This window comes from Microbacterium sp. As-52 (genome assembly GCF_049949185.1).
Lineage (GTDB): Bacteria > Actinomycetota > Actinomycetes > Actinomycetales > Microbacteriaceae > Microbacterium > Microbacterium maritypicum_A.
Genome location: NZ_CP188171.1, coordinates 409,819 through 427,433, shown reverse-complemented (window position 1 = coordinate 427,433; position 17,615 = coordinate 409,819). Strand labels below are relative to the sequence as shown.

14 protein-coding genes are annotated in these 17,615 nt (G+C 69.6%); 7 read left to right on the top strand and 7 right to left on the bottom strand.

All coding sequences use genetic code 11. From position 1 onward, the window contains the following. The first annotated feature begins 38 nt into the window (after window positions 1-38). Together ACLFA2_RS02055 and ACLFA2_RS02050 are read left to right on the top strand one after the other, a co-directional pair. Complete coding sequence (locus ACLFA2_RS02055; protein ID WP_021199293.1) at window positions 39-581, top strand: hypothetical protein; 543 nt, start codon at window positions 39-41, stop codon at window positions 579-581. 91 nt (window positions 582-672) lie between these two features. Beyond that, window positions 673-1,257, top strand: coding sequence for an NADPH-dependent FMN reductase (locus tag ACLFA2_RS02050; RefSeq protein ID WP_426621946.1), 585 nt, complete (start codon window positions 673-675; stop codon window positions 1,255-1,257). Here the strand turns inward: ACLFA2_RS02050 and ACLFA2_RS02045 are convergent. After that, entirely contained in the window at window positions 1,254-3,056 is a 1,803-nt protein-coding gene (locus ACLFA2_RS02045) for a 2-isopropylmalate synthase (RefSeq protein ID WP_426621945.1), read from the bottom strand. The genes ACLFA2_RS02050 and ACLFA2_RS02045 overlap by 4 nt on opposite strands. Before the next feature lie 175 nt (window positions 3,057-3,231). On the opposite strand from ACLFA2_RS02045, the gene ACLFA2_RS02040 reads away from it, so the two are divergent. Both ACLFA2_RS02040 and ACLFA2_RS02035 read left to right on the top strand, forming a co-directional pair. Then, on the top strand, window positions 3,232-3,900 hold the full coding sequence (locus tag ACLFA2_RS02040) for a FadR/GntR family transcriptional regulator (protein WP_426621944.1): 669 nt from the start codon (window positions 3,232-3,234) through the stop codon (window positions 3,898-3,900). Next, on the top strand, window positions 3,897-4,721 hold the full coding sequence (locus ACLFA2_RS02035; RefSeq protein ID WP_426621943.1) for an ABC transporter ATP-binding protein: 825 nt from the start codon (window positions 3,897-3,899) through the stop codon (window positions 4,719-4,721). The genes ACLFA2_RS02040 and ACLFA2_RS02035 overlap by 4 nt, the downstream gene beginning before the upstream one ends. A 21-nt stretch (window positions 4,722-4,742) precedes the next feature. On the opposite strand, the gene helR is transcribed toward ACLFA2_RS02035, so the two are convergent. From helR to ACLFA2_RS02020, 3 genes are all read right to left on the bottom strand, one after another. Next, window positions 4,743-6,875 (bottom strand): RNA polymerase recycling motor ATPase HelR, encoded by a 2,133-nt coding sequence (helR, locus tag ACLFA2_RS02030; RefSeq protein WP_426621942.1) that lies wholly within the window; start codon window positions 6,873-6,875, stop codon window positions 4,743-4,745. Window positions 6,876-6,990: 115 nt separating this feature from the next. After that, a complete protein-coding gene (locus ACLFA2_RS02025; protein ID WP_426621941.1) occupies window positions 6,991-8,580 on the bottom strand; it encodes an amidohydrolase in 1,590 nt (529 codons plus the stop codon). Then, window positions 8,577-9,812: an MFS transporter gene (locus ACLFA2_RS02020; RefSeq protein ID WP_426621940.1), complete on the bottom strand. Its 1,236-nt coding sequence runs from the start codon at window positions 9,810-9,812 to the stop codon at window positions 8,577-8,579. The genes ACLFA2_RS02025 and ACLFA2_RS02020 overlap by 4 nt, the downstream gene beginning before the upstream one ends. Before the next feature lie 186 nt (window positions 9,813-9,998). Between ACLFA2_RS02020 and ACLFA2_RS02015 the strand changes: the two genes are divergently transcribed. The 3 genes from ACLFA2_RS02015 (at window position 9,999) to ACLFA2_RS02005 (ending at window position 11,728) form a co-directional block, all read left to right on the top strand. Beyond that, window positions 9,999-10,637, top strand: coding sequence for a TetR/AcrR family transcriptional regulator C-terminal domain-containing protein (locus ACLFA2_RS02015; protein ID WP_426621939.1), 639 nt, complete (start codon window positions 9,999-10,001; stop codon window positions 10,635-10,637). 44 nt (window positions 10,638-10,681) lie between these two features. Further along, on the top strand, window positions 10,682-11,056 hold the full coding sequence (locus ACLFA2_RS02010; RefSeq protein ID WP_021199303.1) for a DUF2255 family protein: 375 nt from the start codon (window positions 10,682-10,684) through the stop codon (window positions 11,054-11,056). Between the two features lie 288 nt (window positions 11,057-11,344). Next, window positions 11,345-11,728: a hypothetical protein gene (locus ACLFA2_RS02005; protein ID WP_029258379.1), complete on the top strand. Its 384-nt coding sequence runs from the start codon at window positions 11,345-11,347 to the stop codon at window positions 11,726-11,728. Between the two features lie 16 nt (window positions 11,729-11,744). On the opposite strand, the gene ACLFA2_RS02000 is transcribed toward ACLFA2_RS02005, so the two are convergent. From ACLFA2_RS02000 to ACLFA2_RS01990, 3 genes are read right to left on the bottom strand one after another with little or no spacing between them, the layout of a single operon-like run. Next, the gene (locus ACLFA2_RS02000) at window positions 11,745-15,209 is read right to left on the bottom strand and encodes an error-prone DNA polymerase (protein WP_426621938.1); all 3,465 of its coding nucleotides are present in this window, start codon (window positions 15,207-15,209) and stop codon (window positions 11,745-11,747) included. Beyond that, window positions 15,209-16,747 (bottom strand): DNA polymerase Y family protein, encoded by a 1,539-nt coding sequence (locus ACLFA2_RS01995; RefSeq protein WP_426621937.1) that lies wholly within the window; start codon window positions 16,745-16,747, stop codon window positions 15,209-15,211. The genes ACLFA2_RS02000 and ACLFA2_RS01995 overlap by 1 nt, the downstream gene beginning before the upstream one ends. Continuing rightward, a complete protein-coding gene (locus ACLFA2_RS01990; protein ID WP_347125533.1) occupies window positions 16,744-17,562 on the bottom strand; it encodes a hypothetical protein in 819 nt (272 codons plus the stop codon). Before ACLFA2_RS01990 ends, ACLFA2_RS01995 begins: the two co-directional genes overlap by 4 nt. Window positions 17,563-17,615 lie beyond the last annotated feature (53 nt).

Genomic DNA, 17,615 nt, shown 5'->3' with positions numbered 1-17,615 from the left:
GGTAGCGATGGCACGACGGATCAGGAGCAGCACCGGGTATGGACAGGCGGAGAACGACTGCGGATGACGGGATCCTTCGCGTGCATCAGGCCCTGCGATCGGGATTCGGCACCGAGGCCGCGGTCTACGGCACGATTCTCGTCAGCGGCCTGGTGGCCGTGTCCTCGGCGCACGGGGAGACATCACTGGCGGTGCTGGTGACGGTCGCCGTCACGGTGCTGGTGTTCTGGGGTGCTCATGTGTATGCCGGCACCGTGGCCAGGGTCAGCGATCACGATGAACGCGAGCACGGTGAATCCGTCGGGGTTCGGGCGGCGTTCGCCGCGTCGGTGAAGCACTCCTTCGGCATGCTCAGCTCGGCGACCGTGCCGGCGGTCTTCCTGTTGGCCGGCACGACCCGCGTCATGCCCGACGGGCTCGCGAACGATCTCGCGCTCTGGTCTGGTGTCGTGATCCTCGCGTTCCTCGGCTATGTGGCCTTCCTCCGTCGGGGGAGCCCCCTGCTCACGCGCGTGCTCGGCGCCCTGGGGACGGCGTCGTTCGGTCTCGTCTTCGTGGTTCTCAAGGCTCTCGTGCACTGAGACCGGTGAGCCGCGTCGGGCTTGCGGTTTCGGCATACGGGGCTAGCCTGAACGCCAACGACCACGGCGGAACGAACGAGGGAGAATGCGCATGACTCACCGGATCGGCTACCTCATCGGGAGCCTCGCCCATGACTCGATCAACCGCGTCGTCGCGACCGCCCTCGTGAAGCTGGCACCTCCCAGCCTCGAGATGGTCGAGATCCCGATCCGCGATCTGCCGCTGTACAACCGCGACGACGAGCTCGATCCGGTCGCCGCCGTGACCACGTTCAAGCGGGCGGTGGACCAGGCGGAGGGACTGCTGATCGTCTCACCCGAGTACAACCGTTCGATACCGGGTGCGTTGAAGAACGCGATCGACTGGGGCTCCCGCCCCTGGGGTCACAACTCGTTCGCGCGCAAGCCCACCGGCATCATCGGCGCCTCCACCGGGGCCATCGGCACCGCCGTCATGCAGTCGTCGATGCGCAGCGTGCTGAGCTTCCTCAACGCCCCACAGCTCAACGCGCCCGAGGCGTATCTGACGTATCGCCCCGAGATGTTCGGCCCGGACGGCGAGGTCGAGGACGACGGCACGAAGAAGTTCCTGGAGCACTACATGGAGGAGTACGCCGCCTTCGTGGAGCGTGTGCTCTCTCTCACAGCTCCCGGCCACGTCGGCGACCAGGACTAGTCGGGCGTCGCGTCGGGGAATGCGGCGCGGCTCGCCGCCGTGATCACGGCGGACAGGCTCGCGGAGAGGACGGAGCGCCCGCGGCCTGCCGACCAGGCGACCCCTTCTTCCGTGCGGTGCTCGAGGAGGATGAGCGCCTCACCGTCGGCGCCGGATCCGACGCTGGTCTGGTGCAGGCTCACGACGTCGACACGGATTCCCCGGGTATCGAGTGCCGCAGTGAGGGCCTCGACCGGACCACCTGCCGCATGGGTGCTCGTGTGCTCGCGCCCCTCGATGCGCAGCGTGATCCGTATGCGGGACTCGCCGTCGGATCCGGTGGTGTCGTACGCGACGAGCGCGATATCGGTGGGAGCACCGGAGCCGAGATACACGTCCCCGAAGACCCTCCACAGCTCCGATGCCGTGACCTCGGTGCCGATCGTGTCCGTGTGCCGCTGCACGTGTCGCGCGAAGTCGATCTGCAGGCGGCGGGGCAGTTCGATCCCGTACGCCGTTTCGAGCAGGTAGGCGATCCCGCCTTTCCCCGACTGCGAGTTCACGCGGATCACCGCGTCGTAGTCGCGGCCGATGTCGGCGGGGTCGATCGGCAGATAGGGGACCCGCCATTCGATCTCCCGTTCGTCGCGGCCCTCGGCCGCAGCCCGAGCGCGATGCTCGGAGAAGCCCTTCTTGATCGCGTCCTGGTGGGTCCCGCTGAATGCCGTGTGCACCAGGTCGCCGACATAGGGGTGGCGGGCGTGCACCTCGATCCGGTTGCAGTACTCGACCGTGCGGCGGATCTCGTCGATGTCGGAGAAGTCGATCATCGGGTCCACGCCCTGCGCGTGCAGATTCAGGGCGAGCGTCGCGATGTCGACGTTGCCCGTGCGCTCGCCGTTGCCGAAGATGCAGCCTTCGACCCGCTGCGCGCCGGCGAGCACCGCGAGCTCGGCGCAGGCGATGCCGGTCCCGCGGTCGTTGTGGGGGTGCACCGACAGGATCACGGCATCGCGACGGGCGAGGTTCTTGTGCATGTATTCGATCTGGTCGGCGTACACGTTCGGGGTGGCGACCTCGACCGTGGCCGGGAGGTTGAGGATCACCGGGCGCTCGGGGGTCGCCTGCCACAGGTCGGTCATCGCATCGCAGATATCGATCACGTAGTCGGGTTCGGTCAGATTGAACACCTCGGGAGAGAACTCGAACCGCACGTTCGGCAGGTCTCCGGCGAACTCCCACACGTCACGGCCGCCGGAGAGGATGAGCTGCGTCAGCGCTTCGCGTTCGTGCCCGAGCACCAGGCTGCGCCAGGTCGGGGCGGTCGCGGTGTACATGTGGATCACGACCGGATTGGCGATGCCCCGGATGGAGGCGACCGTGCGTTCGATGAGGTCGCGACGCGCGGGCGTGAACACCACGATCGTCACGTCATCCGGGGCGATGTCGCTCTCGGCGATGAGCCGCACGAAGTCGTAGTCGGTCTGCGACGCCGACGGGTATCCGACCTCGATCTCCTTGTAGCCCATCCTCACCATCAGCGCGAAGAAGCGGCGCTTGCGCGCGGGGTCCATCGGCTCGGCGAGCGCCTGGTTGCCGTCCCGCAGATCGACGGGCACCCAGAGCGGGGCCGCGGTGAGACGCCGTGTCGGCCAGTCCCGCTCGGTGAGGGGCACGTCGACGCGGGAGTAGACGTCGCGGTAGCGGTGCGACGGCATCGGGGAACGTCGCTGCCTGTTCCAGGTCGGCGTCCGGTCGGAGCCGGTGTCGGTATCGAGGTCGGCGGCCGGGGAGGGGTGGGGGAACGATGTCGTGGTCATGGCGGGTGCGGTGTCCTTCTTCGAGGGTCTGCGACCGGCACACGTTCGACTCCACGACGGGGAGCCGGTCCGGCTACGTCCCGCCGTGGCGGCGAAGAAGAAGGTGCTCTGACGAGAACATGGCTAGACTGTAACACAACTCCTCAGACAAGTAGACGAGAGGCTGGCATTGCGCATGGCACAGGTGAGGCGAGAACCCTTGGCGGATCAGGCTGCGGCACTCCTGCTGGAACGGATCCGCGCCGGAGAATGGGCACTGGGGGAGAAGCTCCCCGGGGAGACGACGCTCGCGCCGCAGCTCGGAGTGGGCCGCTCCACCGTGCGCGAGGCGATCCGCCGGCTCGCCGGGCGCGGGGTGCTGGCCTCACGACAGGGCGCCGGCGTCTTCGTCATCGCGCTCGATGCGCCCGAGGACTGGGACGCGGTGCTGCGAAAGGCTGGCATCGTCGCGGTGATCGAAGCGCGCATCGCGATCGAGACCGAAGCCGCCGCGCTCGCCGCCGCGCGACGCACGCCCTCAGACCTGCGCAGCATCCGTCGCGCCCTGGCCGATCGCGATGTGCATAGGTCTGACATCGACAGTCACGTCGATGCCGACACCGCGTTCCACCGCGCGGTCGTCGCCGCGTCGCACAACGCCGTCCTCCTCGACCTGTTCGACAGCTTCACCCCCCGGCTGCGCGCGGCCATGATCGAGATGCTCCGCATCCGACGGGCGTTCGGCGACGACGCCGACCACGACGCCCACGCCGCCCAGGTCGACGCGATCGTCGACCGCGACGAGGGCGCTGCCGCCGCGCGGAGCCGTGCACACCTCCTCACACTGCGGGACGCGCTGGTATGACCGAGGAGAAGCCTCGTGAGAACCGTGCGTCCGACGTGCTGGTGCTGAGGGGCGTCGACGTCGTCCGCGGCTCGCGCCAGATCCTGACCGGCGTCGACCTCACCGTCCGTGCAGGGGAGCACTGGGCCCTCATCGGCCCCAACGGTGCGGGTAAGAGCACGATCCTGAGCATGTGCGGTGCGGAGGCGCACCCGACCCGAGGGTCCGTGCATGTGCTCGGTCAGCAGCTGGGACGGGTCGAGATCCGCCGGCTGCGCGAATCGATCGGACATGTGAACCCTCGTCATCCGTTGCGCTCGCCGCTGACGGTGCAGCAGGTCGTCCTGACCGGTGCGACGGGGACGACGGAGATGATGAACCGCTGGGAGCCGTCGCCGTCGCTCATCGCGAGGGCGGACCACCTCATCGGGATGCTGGGCCTCGGCGGGCGGCAGGACGCCACCTGGCCGACCATGTCGCAGGGGGAGCGCGGCCGGGCACTGATCGCGCGAGCCCTTCTGCCCGACCCCGCGTTGCTGCTGCTCGACGAGCCCTCCACCGGTCTCGATGTCGCCGCCAGGGAGCAGTTCCTCGAGACCCTCGACCTGCTGCACGACGCGCAACCCGATCTCGCGACGGTGCTCGTGACGCACCACCTCGAGGAGCTGCCGGGGTCGACCACTCACGCAGCCCTGGTCTCGAAGGGGGAGGTCGTGTCGCAGGGGGCGGCGAGCGATGTTCTCACGACCGCCCTCGTGACCGCGGCGTTCGAGTACCCCATCCGGATCGAGCATCGCGATGAGCGATGGCAGGCCCGTGCCGGTCGGGTGCTCGTTGGCTGAACGTGAGAGGCCCGGGCATGCTCACCGGAGCACGATCAGCTCCCGTGTCGACCGGGTCATCGCCACGTACCGGTCCACGGCGCCGGTGACATCGTCACCGAACTGCTCCGGGAGCACCAGGACGACCAGATCGAACTCCAGGCCCTTCGCCCCCTCGGGAGTCAGCGATCGCACGCGCGCTGTCGGGGCGAGGTCCGGGGCGCCGATGACGCACGCGATCCCGTCCGGGTGCTCATCGAGCCAGGCATCCAGCAGGCGGGGGAGCGAGGCGACGACGTCGTATCGCACGGGCGTTCCGCTCTCGCGCACCGACGTCGGCACATTGGCGTCCGGGATCGCCGCGAGGATCGCCGGTCCCGCCGCCGCCATCACCTCGGCCGGAGTCCGGTAGTTCACGCCCAGGTGGGCGATCCGGACATCACGGAGGCCGATGCGGGTGAGCCGCGCTTCCCAGCTCTCGGTGAAGCCGTGCCGCGCCTGTGCGCGGTCTCCGACGATCGTGAAGCTGCGTGAGGGGCAGCGGGCGAGGAGCATCCGCCATTCCGCATCGCTGAGCTCCTGCGCTTCATCGACGACGATGTGCCCGAACGGCCCCGCCAGCTCGTCCGGCGGGAGCGCGGGCGGGGCGTCGACGCCGAGCAGCACGTTCCTCGCATCCTGTCCGCGAAGGATGGACATCACTTTCATCTCGCTGTCATCGTCTTCGATCAGGTGGTCGACGACGTGGGAGATCTGCTCCTGCGCCGAGGCGACGACGGCTTGGCGGCGGTGCTCGTCGCGGACGGCGTCGGGATCGCCGATCCGCCGGCGCGCGGCGTCCAGGAACGGGAGATCGGCGACGGTCCACTTCTCGGGGTCCTCGCGCTGCAGAGCCGCGACCTCTCCGGGCGAGAGGCTCGCAGCGCAGCGCTGCAGGAAGTCGGGGGAGCTCCACAGCCGAGCGACCATCGAGGCCGGCGACAGCATCGGCCAGGCGCGCACGAACGTCCCGGTGAGCTCCTCGTCCTGTCGCAGCCACCGTCGCACGATGTGGGGAGGCACGTCATCGTCGTGCACCTGGTCTGTCAACAACTCGAGGATCTCCTCCCACACCTCGTCACGCGCCACGTTGTGCGAGACCGCCGGGTCGGCGCCGGAGAACAGTGCCGTCCATTCCTCGCGGCTGATCCAGAGGTCGGCCCACGGCGACTCGATGCGCATCGCGTGCGAGGGAGGGCGCTCGAACCACATCGCCGCCGCATCGAGTATCGCGACGGGATCGAGGGCTGCCTTGAGCAGCGCCACCCGCGCATCCTGCTCGTCCACGGCCGCTGCTCCTTCCGGGACCAGATCGCGCAGGGTCGAGAGCCGGACGGAGTCCTCGCCGAGGCTGGGCAGAACATCTTCGACGTACGCGAGATAGTGCGGGTGAGGCCCCACGAGCAACATGCCGCCCGCGCTCTGCGTGAGTCGCGGCTCGGCGTACAGCAGGTGCGCGGCGCGGTGCAGCGCCACGACGGTCTTTCCCGTGCCGGGTCCACCGTCGACGACCAGTGCGCCGGGCGAGGACGCGCGGATGATCGCGTCCTGGTCGGCTTGGATCGTCGCCAGCACGTCCCGCATGCGCGACGTGCGTTGGGCGCCCAGGCCGGCGATGAAGGCGGATTGGTCGTCGAGCGAGGCCGAACCGTCGAATGCGGTGTCGGTCAATGCCTCATCCCAGTAGTCGCTGATCCGTCCGTCGACCCACCGGTATCGACGTCGGGACAGGAGCCCGCGCGGATCCTCCATGGTCGCCGCGAAGTACGGTTCTGCCGCCGGGGTCCGCCAATCGATCAGCAGCCGGGTGCCGTCGGCGGCGGCCAGGCCTGTGCGGCCGATGTACACGGGGTCGCCGTGTTCCGGGGTCATCCGACCGAGGCAGATGTCGATGCCGTAGCGCTCGAGCACGCGCAGTCGTCCGCTCAGGCGACGTATCTCGAGGTCGCGTTCCACGGCCGCGTCTCCGAACCGGGCGGAACGCTGACGCACCTCGGCCAGACGTGACGTCACGTCGGCCCGATGCGCCTCGAGGGCGTCGTCGATCCTGCGGAGGTGATCGCGGTCGGCGTCGATGAGCTCTGCCGTCGACTTCGCGCGCAGATCGTCGGGGAGATGGAAGGGGTCGAAAGGCATGGATCTCCTTCACGCCCGCGCGCAGTTCGCACGAGCGAGGGTCGATTCTGCCCCACGGTGGGGGCCTTGCGGCAAGCCCCCACCTCGGCGATATCCTGGAGATGCAGACGGAGAGCTACACCTCGTGCACCGTGCGGCCGGCGATCACGGTCCGCACCACACGGGTCGTCAGCAGGGCAGCGGGATCCCCCTCGAACGGGTCGACATCGAGAACGACGAAGTCGGCCGCATATCCGACAGCGATACGTCCGCGCCAGTCCCCGTCGCCGATCGAGGCCGCGGCATCCCGAGTGGCATGCGCGATCGCACGCTCCAGGGGGAGCGCCTGCTCGGGATGGATCGCCGGCACGCCCGGAGCCAGAGCTGAAGCACGGGTGGCCGCGACGTACATGTTCGCCATGGCCTCATGCGGCGCCGTCGGAGCATCGGTGGAGAAGGCGAGGAGCGCGCCCGCCTCGTCGTACTCCGACCAGGCGAACGCGCGGTCGGCCCGTTCGTCTCCGACCTGTGCCGCCCAGTTGGAGAAGATCGCGGGATCAGCGTGCACGGGCTGCATGGACGCCGTCACTCCGAGCCGCGCCATCCGCTCCGCGGTTCCCGGCGCCGCGTACTCGAGGTGCTCGATGCGGTGCCGTCGTTGGCGGTCGCCGTTCACCGCGACGGCATGCTCGATCGCATCGAGGGCGAGGGTGCTCGCCGCATCGCCGATCGCGTGCATCGCGATCTGCAGTCCCGCGGCATCCGCCGCGGCGACGACCGGCAGCAGGCGTTCGGCGGGCCAGATCGGCGCGGCGTTCGTCCCGTCGGCGTAGGGTGCCCGCATGGCGGCCGTGCACGCGTCGATCGTCCCGTCGAGCACGAGCTTGATCCCGAGCACCCGTACCCCCGCCGTCGTCGCGGACGCATGGGCGGCTGCTTGCGCGACCTGCGCGAGGTTCGCGGCATCGTCGCCGGTGTTGACGATGAACCAGTGCGCGGCGATGCGCAGTGGCAGGCTGCCGTGAGCGGCCGCACGACCGAGGGCGGCCAGCCCGAGCTCGTCGAACGCCATGTCGACGGCTCCGGTCACGCCGGCGGCAAGGTACGCGGAGACGACCCGCTCGACCGCCGCATCGCGCTGCGCATCGGTGGTCGTGACGTCGCGATGAGCCCAGGCGTGCAACTGCGCGGCGGTCTCGTAGAGCATTCCGGTCGCATCGCCCGCCGCATCGCGGGCGATGCGGCCGCCGATGGGGTCGGGGGTGTCGCGGGTGATCCCGAGCTCGGCGAGCGCGGCCGCGTTCACCCAGCACGAGTGATAGTCGTTCGCGTCGAGGTAGACCGGGACGTCGGAGACGACCGCATCGATCATGGCCGCTGTCGGCTCACCGCCGGGGATCGCATCGAACAGCCATCCGCGTCCGCGGAGCACACCGGGCGCGGCCTCGCGCGCGGTGCGGAGCCGGCGCTGGATCTCCTCGAGAGAGGAGGCGTCCGTGAGCCCCACCTGTCCGAGCGCTTCGCCCATCATGAGCAGGTGGGTGTGCGCGTCGGTGAATCCGGGGAGCACGACGCGGCCGTGGAGATCGACGACCGCATCGGCGTGCGGTGCCGACTCCTCGGTGCCGACATGCACGAACGCGTCGTCATCGACCACGAGCGCTGAGCTCCATCGGGATTCGTCCCCGGTGAAGATGCGGCCGTTGCGGTAGAGGGTGCGGGTCATGCGTCGATCTCCTGTGCGGTCATGCGTTCCAGACGGGTCGAGATGAGGGCGATCGCCCCGGTGGGGACGGCCAGGATGAAGCTCGCGATTCCGAGCGCCACAGCGAATCCCTGATATCCCAGGGCGCCGACGAGGGCCGCGCCGATGACCGGGGTGAGCGCCGACCCGACCAGGTAGACGGCGAGCAGCGGCCCCGACCAGCGCCCGTCGGCATCCAGTGCCGCGGACGTCGACACGAAGTACATGAACGCGATGGCGTAGATCGAGTTCCAGGCGATGAACACCACGATGAAGGCGGTGGGATCGGTGACGAACCCCTCCACGATCTTGAGTGCGCCCCCGGCGACCAGCAGGGCGACCAGGGGAACCGCGCGCCCGAATCGGGCTCCGACGATCATGAGCAGCAGCGAGCCGAGGAGTCCGCCGGCCGTTGCGCCACTGAGTGCGATGCCGAGCCCTTCGGGAGTCAGGCCGGCCTGTTCCGCGCCCATGATGCCCGCCATCGCCCAGAGGGAGTCTTCGCTCGCCGCCCACAGGGCGAACACGATGAGGAGTCCGAGACCGGCGATCGTCACGGTCCGCGAGCGGGCGGGGGAGGTGCGCACGGTGCCTGTCGGAGGGATCTCGATCGGCATCGCCTCGGCGACGGCCGCCCCCGCCTGCGGGGCGAGGACCGGAGCGGCGGGAAGCCATGCCGAGGCGATCAGCCCGATCAGGCTGAACAGCGCCAGCGCACCGAAGACGTCGAGAGGGGCGAGGCCGATCAGCGGGATCACGGCGAGGACCACCGTGATGACTCCGCGGTTCGCGAGCCCGTTGAAGCCGGCGACCCTGTCGGGGTTGCGGAAAGCGGCGAGCGCCGCGCCCGATGCGGCGACCGCGCCACCTGCTCCGGCGCCGCCGAGGAGCAGCCCGGGAAGCATGGCCGCCGGCGCAAGGGCTGCGGTTGCGAAGCCCACGACGGCGAGGCCGAGCCCGGCGCGCGCGACAGTGCGGCGATGCACCCCGGCGCACAGCGGGGCGATGGCCAAGCCGGTCACCGCGGTGAGCAGGAGGGTCGCGGTGACGAGCCAGCTGGCGGTGAGGACGTCGAGGCCGAGGCCTGTCTGCGCGGCGGTGATCATGTAGGGCGACAGATTGACGCCCAGGTACCCCGCGATCCCGATGGCGAACGTCGCCGTCGCCGTCGGGAAGCGGAGGGGGATTCGGGTGCGGAGATCGAGAGTGGTCATGGGGCTCCAGGGAGTCGGCACGGCATTGTGCGGAGAGAGGGAAGACAGCGGACGTGCGGCGGGTGGGGCACGAGGCGTAAACGAATGGTGTTCGTAAACGAATGGTGTTCATTATTATGCACAGATGAGGGTTCTCGCGGAACCCCCAGATCTCATACCCGGTCCGCCGGAGAAAGCGAGTCCCCGATGCCGAGGCCTTCCTCCCCGCTCCTGTCCCCGGAGATCATCGGCTCGGCGGGTCTCGCGCTCGCGAGAGCCGGCGAACCGTTCGGAGTGAACGCCATCGCCCGCGAGCTCGGCGTGCGCCCGTCATCGCTCTACAACCACGTCGACGGCATGGACGGCATCCTCGAGCTCATGCGCGGAGAACTCGTGGAGGGATACCGCGTCGAGTGGCACGGCGAGCCCTGGGACGAGTTCGTGCTCGCTGTGCTGCGCACGCAACGCGGGATGTACGCAGACCACCCGCAGCTCGTTCCGTTGCTCGTGGGGAAGACGATCACGCACCCGGCGGTGATCGCCGCATACGACGATCTCGCATCCGTGCTCGTCGACGGAGGCTTCCCCGACGATGAGGTGCTCTCGGTGATCGCCGTCATCGACGCCTTCGCGATCGGCTTCGGTCTCGATCTCGCCTCTCCCGACGAGGTCTGGCAGCCCGAAGGCGGCACGCGCACTCTGGGGCGTCTCATCGACGGTGCGGAGCGCGGGAGTGCGCGGTCGGATCGTACATTCGAGCTCGGGGTCGGCCTGCTCCTCGACTCGCTGCGCGCGCGCCTCGTCGGCACTCCGCCCGTGACCGGTCAGGCGTCTTCCCGGTTCTGACGTAGCATGCACTCTGCCGCATCCGTCGATACCGAGGAGGACCCATGACGACCTGGAACCCTGACGAGCTCAGCCGCATCGCCGAGCCGGAGATGTTCGATCTCTCCGCGCAGCTCGAGGACGGCACCATGCCGAAGACCGTGGGGATCTGGGCGGTCGCGGTCGACGGTCGTCTGTTCGTCCGCTCCTACACGGGACTTGCGGGCAAGTGGTACGCCCCGGCCCTGGCCAGCCTGCGCGGACGTGTCTCCGCGGGTGGCGTCACGAAGGATGTCCGCTTCGAGAGGGTCGGCGATGAGGCGATCAACGCCGCGATCGATGCCGAATACCTCCGCAAGTACACGCCGAGCCCATACGCTCCCGAGATGGGTCAGGAGCCGGTGCGTTCGAACACGCTCGAGGTCATCCCGCTCGACTGACCGTGTCGCGATGCGTCGCGTCGACCGGGGAGATTGGCCCTCTCGATGACCCGCCCCAGACGGTGTCGTCGAGAGGGCTCACCGCCCTTCCCGGACGGTAGGGGAGGCGGCGAAGATATCGCTGCGCTCACGGCTGATTCCCCAGTCCTCAGCCTCGTAGCCCCCGCTACGAAGAGCAGAATATCGCTTAATCCGCTTGTCCGCCATTTGGGGGACAAAGAAATTTACGAATGTTGCTCGTGAGGGACTCCCTGTTGTCTTCCTGACGGCCTTCTCTAGGGTGGACTCATGGACAGACTGCTCGTGCTCACCGCTCAGGTCGCCATCGCCCACGGCCATCGCATCGAGGTGACGGAGCAGACCGATCCGCTCACCGACGAACCGGTCGTCCTCGCCATCGTCGACCTCGACACGGGCATCCGCTATCGACGCGCAGAAGACCCGAGTGGCGACTTCTCCCGCTGGATCGGGCGCGTCCTGCGCTGCACCGTGACGATGGGTGGCGCCGGCGCGCACACCTCGCTGCTCGTCGACCCCATCGGGCCCGGTCCGACCGGCGCCAAGGTCGCTCTCCGTGAAGCCGACGCAGCCGCCGACGCCGCGAAGGCCGAGGCGGACCGCTGGGGTGGAGCCGACCGTCCTCCCGTGGAGGAGCCCGAGCGATTCTGGTGAGTCGGGGCGGCCGTCCTCAGCGGAAGTCCCTGGACCGATGCGTGAGACCGGTGCGAAGATCCTCGAACCCATCGGCGAGCACGTTGACCACGCCCTCCGCAGATCGCTCCAGGATGCCGCGGATGATGAGTGCCGGTGAATCGCGGGCGACCCGGCGGTAGCGGTTCCAGACCCCGGCTGAGCAGACGACGTTCACCAGGCCGCTTTCGTCCTCGAGGTTCACGAAGGTGATCCCGGCGGCCGTCGCGGGTCGCTGACGGTGGGTGACCAGACCGGCGACCTCGATGCGTCGACCGACCTCGTGTCCCTGCAGGTCGATCGCCGTCAGAACCCCGCGCGCGCGCAACTCGTCGCGGAAGTGCGCCATCGGATGATCGTCGGTCGACACGCCGGTCGCCCACAGGTCGGCGGAGAGACGCTCGTAGCTGGTCTGATCGGCGAACAGGGGCGGTTGCACCGCGACCGTCGTCCCCGGGAGGAACCGGGAACGGTCGTCCGCCGCGGCGCCGGCCATCCAGATGGCCTCTCGACGCTCCAGGCCCAGACAGTCGAAGGCGCCGGCGGTGGCGAGGGCCTCCAGCTGCGCGGCGGTGGCATCCGTTCGTCGCACCAGGTCGTTCAAGTCACGGTACCGGCCGTTCGCGTCGCGTTCGGTGACGATCCTCTCCGCCATCGGCACACCGATCCCACGGATGCCGCCGAGCCCCAGTCGCACCGCGAACTCCCCGTCCCTGCGGTGCGCGGCCGACTCATCCGGTGCCGCGCGGTCGAAGCGGAGGACAGGTGGTTGAGGGTCGGTGAGGCACTCGTCCCGGCCGGTGGGCCCGTTCCCCGAGGCGCCGGCGAGTGGCTCCAGGGTCTCTGTCGCACCGGAGACATGCAGATCGGGGCGGTGGACCTCGACCCCGTGCCGTCGCGCATCGGCAGTGAGGGTCGCTGCGGAGTAGAAGCCCATGGGCTGCGAGCGCAGGAGGCCGGCGAGGAACGCGGCGGGGTAGTGCAGCTTCAGCCAGGAGCTGGCGTAGACGAGAAGGGCGAATGACAGGGAGTGCGACTCGGCGAAGCCGAAGTTGGAGAACGCCTGGATCTGCGCGTAGATGCGATCGGCCGCCTCATCGACGAGTCCGCGCCGCGCCATCCCCGCGTACAGTTTGTCCCTGACCTTCTCGATCTTCTCCAGGCCGCGCTTGGAGCCCATGGCCCGGCGCAGCAGGTCCGCCTCATCGGCCGTGCAGTCGCCGATCGCCGTCGCCATCTGGATGAGCTGTTCCTGGAAGATCGGGATGCCCAGCGTGCGTTTCAGGATGTCCTCCAGATCGCTGTGCGGATACGGGATCAGGAACTCCACCGGCTCTTCGCCGCGCAGGGCGCGCTCCCGGTTCTCCTCATCGATGCGGTCCTTCGCCATCTTGCGCCGCACGAAAGGATGCACAGCGCCACCCTGGATGGGTCCGGGGCGGATGAGCGCGATCTGGATGGCGAGATCGTAGAAGCTCCGCGGCTGCAGACGGGGGAGCAGCCCGATCTGCGCGCGGGATTCCACCTGGAAGACTCCGATCGAATCCGCACGGCAGAGCATGTCGTAGACCCCCGCCTCCTCCTTGGGGATGCTCTCGAGCGTCCACTCTTCGCCTGTGGTCTCCCGGATCAGATCGAAGCAGTGCTGGAGGGCGGCGAGCATCCCGAGACCCAGCAGATCGAACTTCACCAGTCCCATGAAGGCGGAGTCGTCCTTGTCCCACTGGATGACCGTGCGGTTCTCCATGCGGGCGTGCTCCACGGGAACGACCTCGCCGACCGGGCGTGCAGTGAGCACCATGCCACCGGAATGGATGCCGAGATGCCGAGGAGCCTTCAGCAGCTCTCCCGCGTAGGCGAGCACGTTCTCGGGGATGTCGTGTCCTTCGACGGGCTCCAGACCCACGCCCCAGCCGTCGACCTGGCGGGACCATGCGTCCTGTTGGCCGGGGGAATGGCCGAGCGCTCTGGCCATATCCCGCACCGCGTTCTTCGGGCGGTACTGGATGACGTTCGCCACCTGGGCCGCCCGCTCCCTGCCGTACTCCCGATACACCCACTGGATGATCTCCTCGCGGCGGTCGGAGTCGAAGTCCACATCGATGTCGGGCTCTTCCGTGCGGGTCGTCGCGAGGAACCTCTCGAAGGGGAGACGGTAGAGGATCGGATCGACGGCGGTGATCCCCAGCAGGTAGCAGACCGCGCTCGCCGCGGCCGACCCCCGACCCTGGCAGAGGATGCCGAGCCGTCGTGCCTCCGTGACGATCCCGTGCACGATCAGGAAGTACCCGGGGAAGTCCTTCTCCTCGATCACGTCGAGCTCGCGCGCGATCCGGTGCCGGCCGTCGTCGTCCAGTCGCGGGTACTTCGTAGGCACCGCCTCCCAGACCAGATGGCGCAGCCAGCTCATGGGCGTGTGCCCCTCCGGCACCTTCTGCTGCGGCAGCGCCGGTCGTGCGAGGCGCAGGGGGAAGGCGGATGCCGCGGCCAGTTCGAGCCCGTACGAGATCGCTCCGGGGTGGCGCCGGAAGCGCGCCGACATCTCGGCCCCGCTGCGCAGGTGTGCACCGCCGTGGGAGGGCAGCCACCCGTCGAGCTCGTCCATGCTGCGCACCGCGCGCACCGCAGCCACGGCCTCGGCGAGGGGCGCCTGCGCCGGCGTGGCGTAGTGCACGTTGTTGGTCGCGACCACCGGCAGGCGCATCCGACGGGCCAGCTCGGCGAGGGTGTCGTTGCGACGGGTGTCGAGGGGGTCTCCGTGGTCGAAGAGCTCGACGGCGACGTGCTCGCTCCCGAACAGGTCGACGAGCGACCGCAGCGGATGGGCGGCGTCTCCGGCCTCGAGACCGCGGCGCACGGCGCCTTTGCGGCATCCGGTCAAGATCGTCCAGTGCCCGCCCGCACGTGCGGCGAGATCGTCGAGGTCGTAGACCGGGCGCCCCTTCTCACCGCCGCGCAGCTGCGCCGCGGTGATCGCCCCCGAGAGCCGGTGATAGCCCTCCGTGCCCCGGGCGAGGACCAGCAGATGCTCGCCGGCGGGATCGGCGTGACCCCGTTGTGGTGCGGGCAGGTCCAAGGAGAGCTCCGCTCCGAACACCGTCTGCAGGGGGCTCTCCATGAGGCCGGCCACCTCGGCGAAGCGTGCGGCGCCGTAGAAGCCGTCGTGGTCGGTGAGGGCCAGAGCGGTCAGCCCGAGGCGGTCGGCCTCGGCGAGGAGTTCTTCCGGGGAGGAGGCGCCGTCGAGGAACGAGTACGACGAATGGGCGTGCAGTTCGGCATAGGGGATCGGGTCTTCGGGTCGGGGCGCGGCGACGGGGGGCGTGCGCGTGCGGCGACGGCTCACCGGTCCGGGGTCCGTCCGCTGCCCTCGAGGCTCGGAGCCGGGAGGAGGCGGGGGTGACTCCTCGCCGCTGAGGGTGCGCTCCAGCTCGTTCCAGGACAAGGGGGGATTGTGCCACCCCATCAGCGATACCTCCCCTCGACCCACCAGCGCTCGCCGGCGTGGAAGACCAGCCACGCGCGGTCGTGGTCGTCGACGATCTGGAGCCGGTGCCCTCGCTTCCCTCCGCCCGAGGTCCAGCGTCGTTCGTGCACCGGCCAGGGGCCGGCCCATGCCTGCACGGTCGCTCCCTCGATGCGGGCGGGGTCGTTCGAGAGCGCCCCGCGTTCGTCGACGCCGATGGTGCTCTCATCCGCGGCGAGCACCGCGATGGGGCGCGGGGGGAGGAAGACCTCGGCGGGTAGCGGATCGGGAAGGCTTCCCGGCCAGGGGGAGCCGGGGTCGCGCGGAGGGACCGTGCGCTCTCCCCAGGGCGTGAGCACCTGCCGGTCGGCGAGCCAGCGCCCGCCCGCGACGGCGGCGGTGACCACGCCCTGATGGCCCAGCATGGTCTGCACGCGCGAGACCGCGTGGTGCAGGCGCTCATCGGTGCCGGAGCCGAAGAGACCGGGCTGGTGATGCGCGGCGTCATCGACGGCGGCGGGGATGATGCGCACCGCCATGATGCCGCCGAAAGCCCGCGCCTCGTCGACCGGTTCCTTGGCGGACTGCGCGGCCAGAGCCTCCAGCTGCCACCGCACCCGGTCGACCAGGTCGGAGGCGTCGAAGCAGGTCGGATGCAGCCAGGAGCGGGAGTAGACGGCCCCGTTGTCGTCGGTCAGCTCGATTCGCACCTCGGTGCAGACGAGTGAGACGTCGCCGAGAGCGAGCATCACCGCATCAGCCGTCTGGCGCACCGCGAAGGCCACCTGATCCGTTCCGCCCAGCGGGGAGTCGAACTCGATCCGCCGCGCCAGCTCCGGGTCGGGTGGGCGCGGCGTCAGCGGCCGGGAGTCGGCACCGGCCGCGAGCGCGTGCAGGCGCGCGCCGTGCTCGCCGAAGCGATCGCGCACGTCGAGAGGGGCGAGGGCGGTGAACTCGCCGAGGGTGCGCACTCCGAGGCGGACGAGCAGACCGGTGATCTGTTCGTCGCGCAGCACCTGCACGGGGTAGGGCGCCAAGAACTCCCGGGAGCCCCCCGGTGGCACCACCGTGCACGCGGCGGAACCGCGCGCGGCGATCTCCGCTGTGAAGGGACCATCGGCGACCCCCGCACGTGCCTCGGGGAAACCGGCCTCCGTCAGGACGGCGGTGAGTGCCTCTGCGGCCTCCGCCTCTCCTCCGTGGTAGCGGGAGATGCCCCGGGCGCGGAGGATCGCGAGCCCCGGTCGCAGCAGCGTGACCCCAGGGGCGTGTCTCTCGATCAGATGCAGCACAGGCAGGAAGGCGCGCTCGTCCCTCTCGGGGTCATGGGGGAGCACCCGCAGTGACGAGAGATGCCCCTGCGCGACCCGGCGACGCTGGCCGGTGCGCACGCCGTGTTCCCGGGCGGAGGCGGTGCACGCGACGATCGTGTTCGCCTGCACCAGGGCTGCGGGCGGATGCGGGGGCGCGCTGCTGAGGACGGCCCGCATCGGCCAATCGGGGAACCACAGCACGAGGACGCGAAGCGGGCTGTTCATCCGGCCTCCGCCCAGTGCAGGAGCTCCAGCGATACGGGCTCGACGGGCACGGGAGACTCGTGGGAAGGGGCGGAGAGCGGGGTGAGGTCGACGGCAGCGGGTGCGATGGCGATGGGCTCGACGGCGGTGGGCTCGACGGCGCCGTGTCCGCCCGGCAGTTGCACGCGCACGCTCGACGGGCGAGGGCTGTGCCGTGTCCGAGCCGTCACCGTGACCGTGCAGTCGGAGAGCAGTCCCCAGCCGGCACCGAGGCCGTGCCAGTGCGGGTCGTGCAGGCTAATCGTCCCCTCGGTCTGCGGCCAGCGTTCGACGCCGGGAGATTCGGTGACCAGGAGTGTGCATCCGCGATCGCGCAGGCGCGCGCTCAGCCGGGAGACGTCGGCGTCTCGAGCCCGTGAGCCGGGAGTCACGACGATCAGGGGAACGACTTCGGCCAGGGCGGAGGTCGCCGCCAGCCAACGATCGCCGGGTGCGGGCACCAGGATCAGCCGGGTGAGGTCGATGCCGAATGCGGCGGCCGCTTCGACGCCGAGGGTCGGCATGCCGACAACGGCGCACCAGAGTCCCTTCTGCGACGCCGCGCTGAGGAGCGCGAGCACGAGGCTCGGCGACGGGGAGACGGTGTAGGAGGTGCCGGTCTGCAACCCTTCCTCCGGAAGGAGGGCGGCGAGGGCGGGGTCGAGGGGGAGCAGCGCGTGCTCGCTGCGTCGCCGCTGCATCCGGCTGATCTCGCGGCGCAGTCGCAGCACTTCTCCCGCGCGGGAATCGCCCGCCGGGGAGAGCGGGGCGATGGCATCGAGCCCGATCACCTGCATCCTTTCTCGAAGATATATTCTAATATACCAAGGGGTCCGACTGACAATAGTTC